The organism is Mycobacterium sp. (assembly GCF_052144515.1).
Classification (GTDB): Bacteria; Actinomycetota; Actinomycetes; order Mycobacteriales; family Mycobacteriaceae; genus Mycobacterium.
Genome location: NZ_JBKQQD010000521.1, coordinates 32,227 through 45,829, shown reverse-complemented (window position 1 = coordinate 45,829; position 13,603 = coordinate 32,227). Strand labels below are relative to the sequence as shown.

Genomic DNA, 13,603 nt, shown 5'->3' with positions numbered 1-13,603 from the left:
ACTAGCTACCATGCCGCCCACCCCCGCCGTGCTGGCCCATCTGTGTGGGGAACAAGAGTGGGCCCAAGCCCGTATCCGGGGCGGAATCCCCGTTGAACCGAGCGATTCGTCCGATGAGGCCCCGTTCATCCATCTCTCGACGCTCGAGCAGGTGCACCTGCCGGCAAACCGGCTGTTTCGCGGGCGCACGGACCTGGTCCTGCTGTACATCGACCCGGCGGCGCTTGACTCACCGGTGCGTTGGGAACCGGGGGTGCCCACCGATCCGGAGTCGATGCTGTTCCCGCATCTGTACGGTCCGCTGCCGGCGGGCGCCGTGATCAAGGTCACCCCGTACCCGCCCGAGCCCGATGGCATCTTCCCGCCGGTCGCCGAATCTCAGGATTCCACGTAGGCGTCGGCTTCGATCTCCACCAGCAGCTCAGGTGCAATCAGCGCCGAAACTTCGACCATGGTGGCTGCGGGACGTGTTTCACCGAAAACTTCAGCGTGCACTTCTCCGACCTCGCGCCACCGCGAAATGTCGGTCACGTAGATGCGGGTACGGACCACGTCGGTGAGCGTCGCGCCGGCCTGCCGAGAGCAACTTCGATGCGGCGCAACGCATCTCTGGTCTGGGCGGCGATGTCACCGGCCGGCCCAGCGCCGGTTGTTCCGGCCACCGCCACGTGCGGGCCGACCCGCACCGCGCGGGAGTACCCGACCACCGATTCGAAATCGGATCCGGACGAGACGACGGTGCGGCTGGCTGACATGCGGTCACAGTACGGCCCCTAATCTCGCGGGGTGTCGCGGGCGCAGCCGACTTTGGTGTGCCGCAGCGGAATCGAGCGGTCCAGTAACCCGATGACCCCTGCAACGTGCACACTGGTGGTCGTGACCCCGCAGGTGAGGCGTGGATGCGCAATGTTTGAGGGTTTGTCGCCGCAGATACAGCGGGATTTCGCTGGATCGTTCCCGGCGTATGCGAGGTGAGATGTCGTGGACTTTTCAGCGTTGCCCCCCGAGGTCGTCTCTGCGCGGATTCATGCTGGACCGGGTGCGGAATCACTCATCGAGGCATCTGGCGCGTGGCAGCGGCTCGGCACGAGTTTGGAGGAATCGGCCATGGATCAATGCCGCCGCGTTGTCGTCACTGACTGAGGCCTGGCAGGGTCCCTCCGCGGCGGCCATGGCCGAGTCCGTCCAGCCGTACCTCTCTTGGCTGCGCAGCACCGCGCAGCAATGTCAGCAGATAGCCGTCGCGGCACAGGACGCCGTCGCGGCCTTCACCTCCGTTCGCGCGGCGGTGGTTCCGGTCGCGCTGGTCAGAGCCAATAGGACTCGGCTGGCGCAGCTATTGGCCACCAATCAGTTCGGGATCAACCTTCCGGCGATCGCCGAAACCGAAGACGAATACCAGGGCATGTGGGCTAACAACTCGGCGGCGATGAGTCGTTATCTGGCGGCCTCGGCGCACGCCACCACGCTGCCGCTGTTCTCGTCGCCGGCTGCGATTGCCGATCCGGCGGGGTTGGCCGCCCAAGCCAGTGCGGTGTCGTCGGCGACCACTTCTACGACGGCCGCTGCCAGCTCTCCGATCTCTTCGATCATCTCGGCCATCCAGGGCTTCGACCCGAACAGCGGCTGGGCCGGATTCGTGAACACCTGGATCACCCAGGTCATCGCCGGGGGACTTCCGATCAACCTGCTCAGCTACCTCGCGCAGTCCACCGCGGCCCAGGCACTGCAGACGGTGGGAGGCGACGTTGGCCAGGGACTGGCCGAGGGCCAAGGCGCCCTGGGAGGGGTGGCCGGGGGAGCGGGTGCGTTCGGCGCCGCCGGACTGTCGGCAGAACCCACCGCGGCGATCGGTGTGGGTGTGTCGATGGGCAAGCTGACCCTGCCGCCCGCGGTGGTGGGCATGTTGCCCGCGGCGCAGGCGCCGGTCCAACTCGCGTCGGCGGCAACGCCGCTTGCTTACCGATCTGGACACTGTGGACTCCGACTTCCCCCTGCCGCCGTTGATGCCGCCGCCGGTCTCGTCGGCAGGCAGCGGTTGGCGCAAGAGGAAGCAGCAAAAGTACGGGGCGTACCAGGATCCCGACGAAGACGAGTACGAAGAGCCTGCAGACGAGTCGGAGGAGCCACCGCAGTCGCCAGGCAGCGGTTGGCGCAAGCGGGCAAACTACGACGACATCGAGCTTGGGGCGGAGCTTCGCGGGACGGTAATAAAAAAGCCGCCATCGGCTGGATGAGTAGCGGCGCAGACGCATGCGGCGCGTCACCCCGCCGGCAGCTCCACCACCCGATCGTTGCCGTAATCGGTGACGTAGAGGTTGCCCGCGGTGTCCACGGCTACGGCGGTGGGATTATTGAGGCCGGTGATCGGCAGCGCCGTCGGGGTGGCCGCGCCCACCGCCAGTTTGAGCACCCGATTGTTGAGATCGTCGGCGACGTAGAGGTTGCCGCCGGCATCCACCGTCACCCCGTAGGGGCCGTTGAGGCCGGTGAACGGCAGCTCCGCCGGCACGTCCGAGCCGGCCGGTAGCCTCAGCACGCGATTGTTGCTGAAGTCGCTGACGTAGACGTCGCCGGCGGTGTCCACCGCCACGCTCTGGGGGGCCCTGAGGCCGGTGAACGGCAGCACGGCCAGGGTGGCGGAGCGCGCGGCCAGCTTGACCACTCGATCCTTCGTCACGTCGGTGACGTAGATGTTGCCGACGGCATCGACCGCCACACCCCAGGGCTCGTTGAGGCCGGTGAACGGCAGCACGACCTGGGTACCGGGGCCCGCCGCCAGCTTCAGCACCCGTTTGTTGCCGGGGTCACTGACATAGAGGGTGCCGGCGGCATCGACCGTCAGACCCTGCGGCTTGTTGAGGCCGGTGAACGGCAGCCCGATCGGGAAGCTCGACCCGGGCGCCAGTCTCAGCACCCGACTGGTGCCGAAGTCGGCGACGTAGACGTCACCGGCGGTGTCTACCGCCACGTCGCCGGGTCGGCTGAGGCCGGTGAACGGCAGCGTGACTTGAGGACCGTATCCGAGTTGAAGGGGCTGGGCGCCAGTGGGCTGCCCACTGCTGGTGGACTGCGCAGTGCTGGCGGGCGGCGCGATCACGGGGCGATTCGCGTTGTGTTGGCGTCGGCCGGTGATGACGGTGACGAGAATGGCGGCAGCGATGACGGCCACCGCCACCAGGACAGCCGAGATCACGCTGGCCCGCCCGCGGCTCGACCACGGCTGCCGTGGCAGGGTGCCGGTGTCGGGTGTCGGGCGGTTGGCGGGCTGAGCCGGCGGCATCGCGGCCTAATCCTTTCGCACCGTGCGCGATCTTGACGTTGTTGACTCCGAACTTCGGCTACGGCTTGCCGACTAGCCGCAAGCCCGGGTGATCCAGGATTTCCGGCTGTTGGTGAAGGTTACCGCGCTGCCGCTTGATGAAACCCCGGCTTTTTGGGAGCGGGCTGGCCGTACTGGGGGCAGTAGGCCTGGATGGCGGCTCCGGTGAAGTAGGCGGCATCGTTGGCCGGCCAGCTGGTGGCGCCGGTGACCTTGGCGATCAGATCCGCGTTGCTGGTGTTCGGGTTGTCGTTGAGGGTGCCGCAGACGACGGTTTTCGCGACCTGGATCGCCCTGTCGGGTGCGCCGTAATTGATGCCGGAGCTGTTGAGGTTGGCGAGGAATGCATCGTCGGTGCTGTCCGCATAGGCCGGGGCGGCCAACCCGACGGCGAGCACCATCAGCGCTAAAGCTCTTACGGCTCTTACCACGTTGCTCTAGTCCAGGTAGTCCCGCAGAACCTGGGAACGGCTGGGGTGGCGCAGCTTTGACATCGTCTTGGACTCGATCTGGCGGATGCGCTCGCGGGTCACGCCGTAGACTTGGCCGATCTCGTCGAGGGTGCGGGGCTGCCCGTCGGTGAGGCCGAAGCGCAGCCGTACCACGCCGGCCTCTCGTTCCGAGAGTGTCTCCAGCACCGACTGCAGCTGATCCTGCAGCAGCGTGAACGAGACCGCATCGACGGCGACCACCGCTTCACTGTCTTCGATGAAGTCACCCAGTTGGCTGTCGCCCTCGTCACCGATGGTCTGGTCCAGCGAGATGGGCTCGCGGGCGTACTGCTGGATCTCCAGCACCTTCTCGGGGGTGATGTCCATTTCCTTGGCGAGCTCTTCAGGCGTGGGCTCGCGGCCCAGATCCTGTAGCAGCTCGCGCTGAATGCGGCCGAGTTTATTGATCACCTCGACCATGTGCACCGGGATGCGAATGGTGCGCGCCTGGTCGGCCATGGCGCGGGTGATGGCCTGACGGATCCACCACGTCGCGTAGGTGGAGAACTTGTACCCCTTCGTGTAGTCGAACTTCTCCACCGCGCGGATCAAGCCCAGGTTTCCCTCCTGGATCAGGTCCAGGAACGCCATGCCGCGGCCGGTGTAGCGCTTGGCCAGCGAAACCACCAGCCGCAGATTGGCTTCCAGCAGATGGTTTTTCGCGCGGTCGCCGTCACGGCAGATCCACACCATGTCGCGGCGCTGAGCGGCGGGCAGTTTGTCGCCCCGCTCGGTCAGCTCGGTCATCAGTTGTGTGGCATACAGACCGGCTTCGATCCGCTTGGCCAGCTCGACCTCTTCCTCCGCGTTGAGCAGCGCCACCTTGCCGATCTGCTTGAGGTAGGCGCGAACCGAGTCCGCCGAGGCGGTGAGTTCTGCGTCCTTGCGAGCCTGGCGCAGCGCCTCGGATTCGTCTTCGTCCCACACGAAATCGCCGGAGGCCTTGTCCTTTTCGGACGGCTCGGCGATCTCCTCGTCCTCATCGGTGTGAGCTTCGCCGGCCGCTGCGGCCGGGGGGGCTTCGCCGTCCCCGGCATCGCCCGGCTCGATGTCGGTGTCCTCGGCATCGGCCGCTACGTCGTCGTCCTCCAGGTCGTCGAGGTTGAGGTCGGCGGCCTCGATGTCCTCGCCGGCGAGGTCCGGTTCGACGTCCAGGTCCTCTTCGAGCTCAGCGCCGTCGGAGTCGACGGCCTCCAGGGTTACCTCTGAATCTTCCGGAGCGTCGTTGGGCGCCGCGGCTTTTGTTCCGCGGCCGCGGGTGGAGGGTGCCTTGGCCGGCGCGCCCTTGGCCGAGGCGCGGGTTTTCTTCGGGGCCTCCTCGGCGGCGGCCCCAGCGTCCCCAGCGGCCCCAGCGGCTTTAGCGGCCCGGGGTGCCGTCTTGGTGGCCCGCTTCGCGGGGGCGGACCCGTTGGCGGCCTTCGCCACTGGTCGCTTGGTGGCGGTTTTGGCTGGTGAACCGTGAGATTTCGTGGCGGTGCGCTTCACCGGCTCATCGGTTGCCGGGCTTGCTTTGGTCGCTGCCACATACACCCCTTCGGTAGGACTCACTTCCGGCGGGTCTGGGCATGCTTAACCGAAAGTGTCTGCTATGTCGAATGTCGGCTTTGATATCAGCGTGAGTACTCGCGCGCTATCGGTCGGGCGGCCGCGGTGACCATTGTAACGACAGTGCGGGCCTCTACCGCGCCACCGGGCAAAATTCAGTGCGTGACGTCGGTGGTGGAAGCCATGGCCGCGCCGACTATTCCGGCGGTGTTCTGCAGGGCTGCGGGCACCACCGGGGTGCGGTTTTCCAGCAGTGGGACCCATTTGTCGGCCTTGCGGCTGATGCCGCCGCCGGCGATGAACAAATCGGGCCACACCACGTTCTCGATTGCAATCAGCACCCTGGTGACCTGCGTGGCCCACCTTTCGTAGCTCCAGTTGTTGAGCTCTTTGACCGACGACGCCGCCCGGTGCTCGGCCTCTTTGCCGCCGACCTCGAGATGCCCGAATTCGGTGTTGGGTATCAACGTCCCGTTGTGGATGACCGCAGACCCGATTCCGGTGCCGAACGTGAGCAGCACGACGAGGCCGGAGTTGCCTTTACCGGCCCCGTAGCGTTCCTCGGCGAGCCCGGCCGCGTCGGCGTCATTGAGGACGGTGACGTCCTGGCCGTTCAACTCGGACCTGATGACGTCGCGCACATTGGTGCCGATCCAGGCCTTGTCCACGTTGGCCGCCGTCTGGACAACGCCGTGGGTGACGACGCCGGGATAGGTCACCCCGAGCGGTCCGGTCCAGCCGAATCCGTTGACCACCTCGGCGATGGTCTTGGCGACCGCCGACGGGGTGGCCGGCTGCGGGGTCAGCAGTTTGATCCGGTCGCCGATCAGCGCTCCGGTGTCCAGGTCGACGATTCCGCCCTTGATGCCACTGCCGCCGACGTCGATGCCGAAGCCACGGCGCTGGGCTGAATCCGCGGTCGAGTCGGTGCTGCTCATCGAATCTCCTCGGCGAGATTTGGCTGTCCGCTCACCTTAACCGGATGAGGTCGCCGCTTGGGCGGTCTGAGATGGCCGTCGGCGGCACCAGCGACTTTGATGCGACTGTGATGCGATAGAGCGGTGACACGACCTGAGAACGAGCCCGCGCGGCTGCGCTCGGTGGCCGAGACGCTGGCCGCCGGGGCCGCCGAGTTCGTGCGGTGTCGTCGCGCCGAGGTGTTCGGCGCCCACGCCGATGCCGCCGGTGGTGGCGCGGTGCGGGCAAAGAGCACCCCGACCGATCCGGTGACCGTGGTCGACACCGAGACGGAACGGCTATTGCGTGACCGGTTGGCTCAACTGCGGCCCGGTGATTCGATCCTGGGGGAGGAGGGCGGCGGGCCCGCCGATCCGGCGTCCACTCCCGCCGGCGCGGTCACCTGGGTGCTTGACCCCATCGACGGCACGGTCAATTTCGTCTACGGCATCCCGGCGTACTCGGTGTCGGTGGCAGCACAGGTCGGCGGCGTGTCGGTGGCCGGCGCGGTCGCCGACGTCGTTGCGGGCCGGGTGTATTCGGCCGCCAGCGGCCTCGGCGCGCACGTCACCGACGAACAGGGCACACACGTGCTGCGGTGCACCGACGTCGACGATTTGTCAATGGCGTTACTGGGCACCGGCTTCGGGTATTCACCGCGGCGCCGCACCACCCAGGCGGCCCTGTTGGCCCAGATGCTGCCGGTGGTCCGCGATGTGCGTCGCATCGGGTCCGCGGCGCTGGACTTGTGCATGGTCGCGGCGGGCCGGCTGGATGCGTACTACGAACACGGCCTGCAGGTGTGGGACCGCGCGGCGGGCGCGTTGATCGCGGCCGAGGCGGGGGCGCGGGTGGTGCAGCCCGCGCAGAACGGGCCGGTGGATCTCGCGGAATTGGTGGTGGCCGCGGCCCCGGGCATCGCCGACGAGCTGTTGGCGGCCCTGCAGCGATTCAACGGCCTGGCGCCGATCCCGCACTGACGTCAGCAGCTGCTGGCGTGGATCTTTGACAGCAGCGTGGGGTCGGACGGCTCGTTGGCGCCGGGGCGCAGGGTGGCGAGCACGGCGTCGATGTCGTCGCTGTGCGCCAGCGCGCCGAAATCGGTGCCGATCGCGAGGTCGACGGAGTCGTCGGCGCGGTTGTCGTGGAACAGCTCGGCGCACGGCGCGACCAGCCACACCGCCGCCGCGGTGGCTTGCCCGGCCGTGCCGAAGCGGATCTGACCTTGGCAGTTCAGGCGGGCGGTGGCGTAGATCGGATCGTTGGCCGCGGTCGACTGGGCGAAGCCCAGATCCTTGAGCGCGCCGGCGACGTCGGCGGCTTGTCCACCCCGCCCGCTGGCGTTGAGGACGTGGATCTTGGTGTCGCTGAGCTTGGCGGGCGTGACGTCCATCATTTCGCTGCGCGACGCCGGCTCGCCGAGCTGTGCTGGCGCCGACCCGGTCGTTTGCGTGGTTTGCGGAGGTGGATTGCAGGCTTCGGCCTGGTGAACCTTGGCCGGCCGGGTCAGCGCGACGGTCCAGGCCACGCCCGTCGCCACCACCAGGAAGACCAACACGACAGTCGCGGGCCGGGGATTCCGCCGCCGAAAGGGTCGACCGTGCTTGTCGAAAGCGGTTCCTTCGGTGATTTGTGCGACCACAGGGAGCACTCTAAACGCCCTGTTTAGGCGCGGTTGTTGAGGTCAACCGCCAAGTGTGACGTAAATCACACTCGAATGGGACGCGATACGGGCACGAATCATTTGGTGGATGCGTTCGACGCTGGTACAAAGCGTTGCTTGAGGTAATGAGGGCTTAGAGGGTCTTAGAGGGGATAGGACGGGGACAGGAAGATGCCTACCGACTATGACGCTCCGCGGCGCACCGAGACAGATGACGTCTCGGAGGACTCGCTCGAGGAGCTGAAAGCACGACGTAACGAAGCGGCCTCGGCCGTGGTCGACGTCGACGAATCCGAATCCGCTGAGTCCTTCGAGCTGCCTGGCGCCGACCTGTCTGGCGAAGAGCTGTCGGTTCGCGTGATTCCGAAGCAGGCCGATGAGTTCACCTGCTCCAGCTGCTTTTTGGTCCAACACCGCAGCAGGCTGGCCAGCGAGAAGAACGGCGTGATGATCTGTACCGACTGCGCAGCCTGATAGCTGCACTCAGCTTCTCAGGGCCGACAGCACCCGCTCCGGGTGACGGCAGCTCACCAGCCAGTACGGCGTCGGGTCGTCTGGGTCATCCAGAACCAGCAGAACCATCGGGCCGACCCATGCCCGATGAAGCACGAAGGCCGCCGGATCGAGCTGCCGGCCCAGCGCAGCTGACTTGGCCGAGCGCGGGATTTCGGCAGAGCGGGCGATCACGGTGACAGGTAGATGCGCTGGCCCGGCCCACAGTTCGACCCCGTTGCCGGCGGCTCCGAAGTTCTGGGTCACTTGGATCTCGACGCGGCCCAACCACAACAGCGTCGCGGCCGCCACGGTGAACAGCGTCGCGTACGGGAGCCAGTCAGGTAGGGCCGCGACACCCAGCTTCACTTCGAAGGCGATGAGCGCCGCCAGCGCGAACCCCAGCGGCCACCACCACCACGGCACCCACAATCGCTCGCGATATCGCACACTGTGCGGCGCGACGCGCGTATCGGACACGCGGTCAAGGGTAATCTGTGGCCCCGTGTCGACCAGTCTGGCCTTTGAAGTCAAAATTGTCCGCCTCGATCCCGGGCTTCCGCTGCCCAGCCGCGCTCACGATGGCGATGCCGGGGTTGATCTCTATAGCGCAGAAGACGTCCAGCTGGCGCCCGGGCAACGTGCCCTGGTGGGCACCGGCGTCGCGGTGGCCATCCCGTTCGGCATGGTCGGGTTGGTCCATCCGCGCTCGGGATTGGCCGCGCGGGTGGGACTTTCGATCGTCAACAGCCCAGGCACCATCGACGCGGGCTACCGTGGAGAGATCAAGGTTTCGCTGATCAACCTCGACCCGGTCGCGCCGATCGACGTGCATCGCGGTGACCGGATCGCGCAGTTGCTGGTGCAGCGGGTTGAGTTGGTCGAGCTGGTTGAGGTCTCGTCGTTCGACGAAGCCGGGCTGGCCGAGACATCCCGTGGCGACGGCGGCCACGGTTCCTCCGGCGGACATGCGAGTTTGTGACCGCCGGCGACGATGCAGAGCGAAGCGATGAGGAGGAGCGGCGGCGCTCATGATGGCATTCGGTAGACGCTCAGGCAAAGAAGACAGCGAACACACGTCCGGCGAGCAGGTGGAACCGGAAGGACCTGACGAGACAGCGGTCGACGCGCCGGCGTCCGGCGAGCAAGGCTCCGGTGAATCCGGGGAGCTGGACGGCCCGTTCGACATCGAGGACTTCGACGATCCCGCGGCCGCGGAGCTGGCCCGGCTCGACCTGGGTTCCGTGCTGATCCCCATGCCGGAGGGCAGCCAGCTGCAGGTCGAGCTGACCGGGGGCGGGGTGCCGAGCGCGGTGTGGGTTATCACACCCAACGGTCGTTTCACTATCGCCGCGTACGCGGCACCGAAGACCACCGGCCTGTGGCGTGAGGTGGCCGGCGAGCTCGCCGACTCGCTGCGCAAGGACTCGGCCAAGGTCGTCATCAGGGACGGCCCGTGGGGCCGGGAAGTGATCGGCACCGCCACTGGCGTCGTGCATTTCATCGGAGTCGACGGCTACCGCTGGATGATTCGCTGCGTCGTCAACGGCCCGCACGAGACGATCGACGCGCTGAGCGAGGAGGCCCGGGAGGCGCTGGCGGACACCGTCGTTCGCCGCGGTGACACGCCGCTGCCGGTACGGACGCCGTTGCCGGTGCAACTGCCCGAGCCGATGGCGGCGCAGCTGCAGGAGGCGGCGGCCCAGCAGGCCGCACAACAAGCCTCGCAACAAGCCGGGGAGCAAGAGCAGCCCAACGAGCCGACCGCACGCCGTAGCGCCGAGGGGTCGGCGATGCAGCAGTTGCGCAGCACGAGTACCGGGGGCTAGCCGGGGCTAGACGCGTCGGCGAGCGCGGCAAGGCAGGCGGCGCCCAGCGCGGAGGCGTCCGCGCCGAACTGAGCCAGCGTCACCGTGCGCAGCGCTGCGTGCGGTGCCGCAGCCGCCCAGTCGGCGCCCACCTGCAGCGGGTGAATCGGATCGTCGACCGCGGCGACCACGCCCAGTGGCGTGGCCAGCCGGGCCAGCTCGGCGCGGCTCGGTGCGACGTAGCCCGCCGCTTCGTCCATCGCGCCGGGCAAGTGTGGCCACTGCGCCCGCCACGAGCGGGTCAGCTCCTCGGCCAGCCACGGCGGACTGGATGCCCGCATCTGAGTGGTCGTCGCCGCCAGGCCGTCGCGACGCAGTTGGGACGCCGAATGCCGGGCCGCCAGAGCGGCGGGCGCCGACCCGGGCGCCCCGGTCCAGGCCGGCAGTGCGGCCAGGACGGCGACGGCGCGCTCGGGGTGGTCCAATGCCCACGCGGTCGCCACCGCCGCGCCGATTGAGACCCCGCCCACACAGATCGGACCTGCGCTCGCGGCCTCGTCCAACGCGGAAAGGTAGCCCTCGATCAGATGCTGTGGCTGCGGCGGCGGCGTCAGCAGAACCGCGCCGACGCTCTGCAGGGGACCGGAAAATGCCCGGTAGACGTAGTCGTCGTCGGACCCGGTTCCGGGCAATAACACGGCGGTGACACCGCGCAGATCGACACTCACTCCTTGATACTGCCGCGCTTGGACGACGCATAGACAAGCAGTCCAATAACGTCGGTTTGGTCTGTGTGGCGCCGGGGAACCAACAGGTCTACGGTGTCCGTTGGCGGACAATAGGCGGAACAAACGGATAGCTGCGTGAGCAGTGTCAGGAGGGGCCAATGGGGGCCCGGGGTTATCTGCGCCGGCTGACGCGGCGGTTGACGGAGGACCCGGAGAAACTCGACTCCGAGGACTCGTCCGATGACGTCGCCAATACCGGTGCGCAGCGGGCGATCGACTGCGAGCGTGGCCAAGAGGTCACGATGGTGGGCACGCTGCGCAGCGTCGAGACGAACGGCAAGGGCTGCGCCGGCGGGGTTCGCGCCGAATTCTTCGACGGCAGCGACACGGTTACGCTGGTGTGGTTGGGTCAACGCCGGATCCCCGGCATCGATTCGGGCCGCACGCTGCGCGTGCGGGGCCGGCTGGGCAAGTTGGAGAACGGGACCAAGGCCATCTACAACCCGCGCTACGAAATTCAGCGGTGACCGTCGACAGCGATGACGGGCCGGTGACTGCTAACCGCGTCAGCCCGGAGCGCCTGCTGGCGCAGGTAGGCGGCGTGAGTGGCCTTCTCTACTCGTCGCTGCCGGTGGTGATCTTCGTGGCGGCTTCCAGCGCCTCCGGCCTGCCCGTCGCGATCGCAAGCGCGCTGGGCGTGGCCGCGTTGGTGTTGCTGTGGCGCCTGGTTCGACGCGAATCCGCTCAACCGGCGCTGGCCGGGTTCATGGGCGTCGGGGTCTGTGCGGTGATCGCCTACCTCGTCGGCCAATCCAAGGGCTACTTCCTGCTGGGCATCTGGATGTCTTTGCTGTGGGCGGTGGTCTTCACGGTGTCCGTGGTGATCCGCCGGCCCATTGTCGGCTACCTCTGGAGCTGGTCCACCGGCCGTGATCGCGGCTGGCGCGGCGTCCCCCGCGCGGTGTATGCGTTCGACATCGCCTCGCTGGGCTGGGTGCTGGTCTTCGGTGCCCGCTTCGTGGTCCAACACCTGCTCTACGACGCCAATCAGACCGGCTGGCTGGGCGTGGCGCGGATCGGGATGGGCTGGCCGCTGACCGCGGTGGCCGCGCTGCTGACGTACGTGGCGATCAAGGCCGCGCAGCGCGCCCTGGCCGAATCCGACAGCGCCGAAGGCCTGGCCGGCAGCCCCGAACTCGAGGCCGGCACCAGCTGCGACTAATCGCCGAGAGAGGGGCCTTCCGGCAGCAACAGCTTGCGCAGATCTTCCTCGACCTCGGTGACCGCCACGAAGAGCAACTCGTCGCCGCCTTCCAGAGGTTCGTCGGATTCCGGCACGATCACTCGCGGCCCGCGCAGGATCGTCACCAGCGCGGCATCCCGCGGCAGTTGCAGCCTGCGCACCGGCTTGCCGCCCCACGGCGTGTCGTCGGGCAGGGTGATCTCGACCAGGTTGGCCTGACCCTTGCGGAACTCGATCAGCCGCACCAGGTCGCCGACCGCGACGGCCTCCTCGATCAGCGAACACAGCATGCGCGGGGTGGACACCGCCACGTCCACACCCCAGGCGTCGGTAAACAGCCATTCGTTGCGGGGATCGTTGACCCGGGCCACCACCCGGGGTACCGCGAACTCGGTTTTGGCCAGCAAGCTGAGCACCACGTTGACCTTGTCATCACCGGTGGCGGCGACCGCCACATCGAAATCTTCGAGGTGTAGCGACTCCAGCAGGCTCACCTCGCAGGCGTCGCCCAGCCGCCAGTGCGCCGCGGGGATCGCGTCGACGTCGACGTGGTCGGGGTTGCGTTCGATCAGGGTCACGTCGTGGCCGTTCTCCACGAGTTCGCGGGCGACCGAGCGGCCGACGGCACCGGCCCCGGCGATGGCTACTTTCATTTGTGGGCTCCCTCTAGGTCATCACCGGGTGGCAACGCCGCGATGGCTACCGCCTCGGCGGCGCGGCCGGATATCGCGGCGACATAGACCTGATCGCCCGCCTGGATCACTGTCTTGGGTTCCGGCAAGATACCGGTTCCGAACCTGATGATGAACGCCACCCGCGCGCCGGTGGCCTGCTCCAGATCGGTGGCCCGGTGCCCGACCCAGTCGTCGTGCAAGACGACCTCGGACACGGCGACGGTGCCGGTCGGATCGCGCCACTTCGCCGTCTCGCTCTCCCGGGTCAGCGCATTGAACAACCGATCTGTGGTCCAGGGCACCGTGGCGATCGTGGGAATCCCGAGGCGTTCGTAAACCTCGGCGCGCTTCGCGTCGTAGATCCGGGCGACAACGCGCTGCACGCGGAAGGTTTCCCGGGCCAGGCGCGCGGAGATGATGTTGGAGTTGTCTCCGGAGGACACCGCGGCGAACGCGTCGGCCTCTTCGATGCCCGCCCGCAGCAGGACATCTCGGTCGAATCCCTGGCCGAGCACCCGTTCGCCGGCGAACTCTGGGCTGAGCCGGTTGAAGGCCGCGCTCTCGCGGTCGATGACCGCGATATCGTGGCCGATCCGGGACAACCCGTCGGCGAGCGAAGAACCCACCCGGCCGCAACCCATCACAATTACCCGCACTTGAGGTCCTCTCGGTGCTTTGCC

19 protein-coding genes and 2 pseudogenes are annotated in these 13,603 nt (G+C 67.6%); 10 read left to right on the top strand and 11 right to left on the bottom strand.

The features are described from left to right. Window positions 1-10: 10 nt before the first annotated feature. Window positions 11-394 carry a DUF952 domain-containing protein gene (locus tag ACLP9N_RS35615; protein ID WP_442411802.1) on the top strand — a complete coding sequence of 128 codons (384 nt, stop codon included), beginning with the start codon at window positions 11-13 and terminating at the stop codon, window positions 392-394. Here the strand turns inward: ACLP9N_RS35615 and ACLP9N_RS35610 are convergent. Then, window positions 379-755, bottom strand: a pseudogene (locus ACLP9N_RS35610) (RidA family protein). The gene ACLP9N_RS35615 and the pseudogene ACLP9N_RS35610 sit on opposite strands and share 16 nt — an antisense overlap. 226 nt (window positions 756-981) lie before the next feature. On the opposite strand from ACLP9N_RS35610, the gene ACLP9N_RS35605 reads away from it, so the two are divergent. Both ACLP9N_RS35605 and ACLP9N_RS35600 read left to right on the top strand, forming a co-directional pair. Beyond that, window positions 982-1,143: a PPE domain-containing protein gene (locus ACLP9N_RS35605; RefSeq protein WP_442411801.1), complete on the top strand. Its 162-nt coding sequence runs from the start codon at window positions 982-984 to the stop codon at window positions 1,141-1,143. 28 nt (window positions 1,144-1,171) lie between these two features. After that, window positions 1,172-1,411: pseudogene (locus ACLP9N_RS35600) on the top strand (PPE family protein); the annotation flags it as partial. A gap of 26 nt (window positions 1,412-1,437) precedes the next feature. Here ACLP9N_RS35600 and ACLP9N_RS35595 read toward each other — a convergent pair. Further along, window positions 1,438-1,665 carry a hypothetical protein gene (locus ACLP9N_RS35595; protein WP_442411835.1) on the bottom strand — a complete coding sequence of 76 codons (228 nt, stop codon included), beginning with the start codon at window positions 1,663-1,665 and terminating at the stop codon, window positions 1,438-1,440. Window positions 1,666-1,976: 311 nt separating this feature from the next. Here ACLP9N_RS35595 and ACLP9N_RS35590 point away from each other — a divergent pair, with 311 nt between their 5' ends. Beyond that, a complete protein-coding gene (locus ACLP9N_RS35590; RefSeq protein WP_442411834.1) occupies window positions 1,977-2,237 on the top strand; it encodes a hypothetical protein in 261 nt (86 codons plus the stop codon). A gap of 26 nt (window positions 2,238-2,263) precedes the next feature. On the opposite strand, the gene ACLP9N_RS35585 is transcribed toward ACLP9N_RS35590, so the two are convergent. The 4 genes from ACLP9N_RS35585 to ppgK form a co-directional block, all read right to left on the bottom strand. After that, window positions 2,264-3,283, bottom strand: coding sequence for an NHL repeat-containing protein (locus ACLP9N_RS35585; protein ID WP_442411800.1), 1,020 nt, complete (start codon window positions 3,281-3,283; stop codon window positions 2,264-2,266). 119 nt (window positions 3,284-3,402) lie between these two features. Then, window positions 3,403-3,723 carry a DUF732 domain-containing protein gene (locus ACLP9N_RS35580; protein ID WP_442411799.1) on the bottom strand — a complete coding sequence of 107 codons (321 nt, stop codon included), beginning with the start codon at window positions 3,721-3,723 and terminating at the stop codon, window positions 3,403-3,405. A 36-nt stretch (window positions 3,724-3,759) separates the two neighbouring features. Next, entirely contained in the window at window positions 3,760-5,337 is a 1,578-nt protein-coding gene (locus tag ACLP9N_RS35575) for an RNA polymerase sigma factor (RefSeq protein ID WP_442411830.1), read from the bottom strand. A gap of 176 nt (window positions 5,338-5,513) precedes the next feature. Continuing rightward, complete coding sequence (gene ppgK, locus ACLP9N_RS35570; protein ID WP_442411798.1) at window positions 5,514-6,296, bottom strand: polyphosphate--glucose phosphotransferase; 783 nt, start codon at window positions 6,294-6,296, stop codon at window positions 5,514-5,516. A gap of 123 nt (window positions 6,297-6,419) precedes the next feature. Here ppgK and ACLP9N_RS35565 point away from each other — a divergent pair, with 123 nt between their 5' ends. Then, the gene (locus ACLP9N_RS35565; protein ID WP_442411797.1) at window positions 6,420-7,295 is read left to right on the top strand and encodes an inositol monophosphatase family protein; all 876 of its coding nucleotides are present in this window, start codon (window positions 6,420-6,422) and stop codon (window positions 7,293-7,295) included. A 2-nt stretch (window positions 7,296-7,297) separates the two neighbouring features. Here the strand turns inward: ACLP9N_RS35565 and cei are convergent, their stop codons facing one another. Continuing rightward, window positions 7,298-7,957: an envelope integrity protein Cei gene (cei, locus tag ACLP9N_RS35560; protein WP_442411796.1), complete on the bottom strand. Its 660-nt coding sequence runs from the start codon at window positions 7,955-7,957 to the stop codon at window positions 7,298-7,300. Between the two features lie 192 nt (window positions 7,958-8,149). Between cei and ACLP9N_RS35555 the strand changes: the two genes are divergently transcribed. After that, window positions 8,150-8,452: a DUF4193 domain-containing protein gene (locus ACLP9N_RS35555; RefSeq protein WP_003919098.1), complete on the top strand. Its 303-nt coding sequence runs from the start codon at window positions 8,150-8,152 to the stop codon at window positions 8,450-8,452. Window positions 8,453-8,461: 9 nt separating this feature from the next. On the opposite strand, the gene ACLP9N_RS35550 is transcribed toward ACLP9N_RS35555, so the two are convergent. Further along, window positions 8,462-8,950 carry a DUF3093 domain-containing protein gene (locus ACLP9N_RS35550; protein ID WP_442411795.1) on the bottom strand — a complete coding sequence of 163 codons (489 nt, stop codon included), beginning with the start codon at window positions 8,948-8,950 and terminating at the stop codon, window positions 8,462-8,464. Between the two features lie 25 nt (window positions 8,951-8,975). Here ACLP9N_RS35550 and dut point away from each other — a divergent pair, with 25 nt between their 5' ends. Both dut and ACLP9N_RS35540 read left to right on the top strand, forming a co-directional pair. Next, window positions 8,976-9,452: a dUTP diphosphatase gene (gene dut / locus ACLP9N_RS35545; protein ID WP_442411794.1), complete on the top strand. Its 477-nt coding sequence runs from the start codon at window positions 8,976-8,978 to the stop codon at window positions 9,450-9,452. Window positions 9,453-9,501: 49 nt separating this feature from the next. Continuing rightward, window positions 9,502-10,299 (top strand): DUF3710 domain-containing protein, encoded by a 798-nt coding sequence (locus tag ACLP9N_RS35540; protein WP_442411793.1) that lies wholly within the window; start codon window positions 9,502-9,504, stop codon window positions 10,297-10,299. Here the strand turns inward: ACLP9N_RS35540 and ACLP9N_RS35535 are convergent. Then, the gene (locus ACLP9N_RS35535) at window positions 10,296-11,006 is read right to left on the bottom strand and encodes an alpha/beta hydrolase (protein WP_442411792.1); all 711 of its coding nucleotides are present in this window, start codon (window positions 11,004-11,006) and stop codon (window positions 10,296-10,298) included. The genes ACLP9N_RS35540 and ACLP9N_RS35535 overlap by 4 nt on opposite strands. Window positions 11,007-11,164: 158 nt before the next feature. On the opposite strand from ACLP9N_RS35535, the gene ACLP9N_RS35530 reads away from it, so the two are divergent. Then, entirely contained in the window at window positions 11,165-11,533 is a 369-nt protein-coding gene (locus tag ACLP9N_RS35530; RefSeq protein ID WP_442411791.1) for an OB-fold nucleic acid binding domain-containing protein, read from the top strand. Window positions 11,534-11,556: 23 nt separating this feature from the next. Further along, window positions 11,557-12,228: a DUF3159 domain-containing protein gene (locus ACLP9N_RS35525; protein WP_442411790.1), complete on the top strand. Its 672-nt coding sequence runs from the start codon at window positions 11,557-11,559 to the stop codon at window positions 12,226-12,228. Here ACLP9N_RS35525 and ACLP9N_RS35520 read toward each other — a convergent pair. Together ACLP9N_RS35520 and ACLP9N_RS35515 are read right to left on the bottom strand one after the other, a co-directional pair. Next, the gene (locus ACLP9N_RS35520; RefSeq protein WP_442411789.1) at window positions 12,225-12,902 is read right to left on the bottom strand and encodes a potassium channel family protein; all 678 of its coding nucleotides are present in this window, start codon (window positions 12,900-12,902) and stop codon (window positions 12,225-12,227) included. The genes ACLP9N_RS35525 and ACLP9N_RS35520 overlap by 4 nt on opposite strands. Beyond that, the gene (locus tag ACLP9N_RS35515; RefSeq protein ID WP_442411788.1) at window positions 12,899-13,579 is read right to left on the bottom strand and encodes a potassium channel family protein; all 681 of its coding nucleotides are present in this window, start codon (window positions 13,577-13,579) and stop codon (window positions 12,899-12,901) included. The genes ACLP9N_RS35520 and ACLP9N_RS35515 overlap by 4 nt, the downstream gene beginning before the upstream one ends. Between the last annotated feature and the right edge of the window lie 24 nt (window positions 13,580-13,603).

Excerpts from the sequence above, each read along its gene's own strand:
- ACLP9N_RS35530 (WP_442411791.1), top strand. The coding sequence starts at position 11,165 with ATGGGGGCCCGGGGTTATCTGCGCCGGCTGACGCGGCGGTTGACGGAG.
- ACLP9N_RS35585 (WP_442411800.1), bottom strand. The coding sequence starts at position 3,283 with ATGCCGCCGGCTCAGCCCGCCAACCGCCCGACACCCGACACCGGCACC.
- ACLP9N_RS35580 (WP_442411799.1), bottom strand. The coding sequence starts at position 3,723 with ATGGTGCTCGCCGTCGGGTTGGCCGCCCCGGCCTATGCGGACAGCACC.
- ppgK (WP_442411798.1), bottom strand. The coding sequence starts at position 6,296 with ATGAGCAGCACCGACTCGACCGCGGATTCAGCCCAGCGCCGTGGCTTC.
- ACLP9N_RS35615 (WP_442411802.1), top strand. The coding sequence starts at position 11 with ATGCCGCCCACCCCCGCCGTGCTGGCCCATCTGTGTGGGGAACAAGAG.
- ACLP9N_RS35540 (WP_442411793.1), top strand. The coding sequence starts at position 9,502 with ATGATGGCATTCGGTAGACGCTCAGGCAAAGAAGACAGCGAACACACG.
- ACLP9N_RS35595 (WP_442411835.1), bottom strand. The coding sequence starts at position 1,665 with ATGACCTGGGTGATCCAGGTGTTCACGAATCCGGCCCAGCCGCTGTTC.
- ACLP9N_RS35555 (WP_003919098.1), top strand. The coding sequence starts at position 8,150 with ATGCCTACCGACTATGACGCTCCGCGGCGCACCGAGACAGATGACGTC.
- ACLP9N_RS35520 (WP_442411789.1), bottom strand. The coding sequence starts at position 12,902 with ATGAAAGTAGCCATCGCCGGGGCCGGTGCCGTCGGCCGCTCGGTCGCC.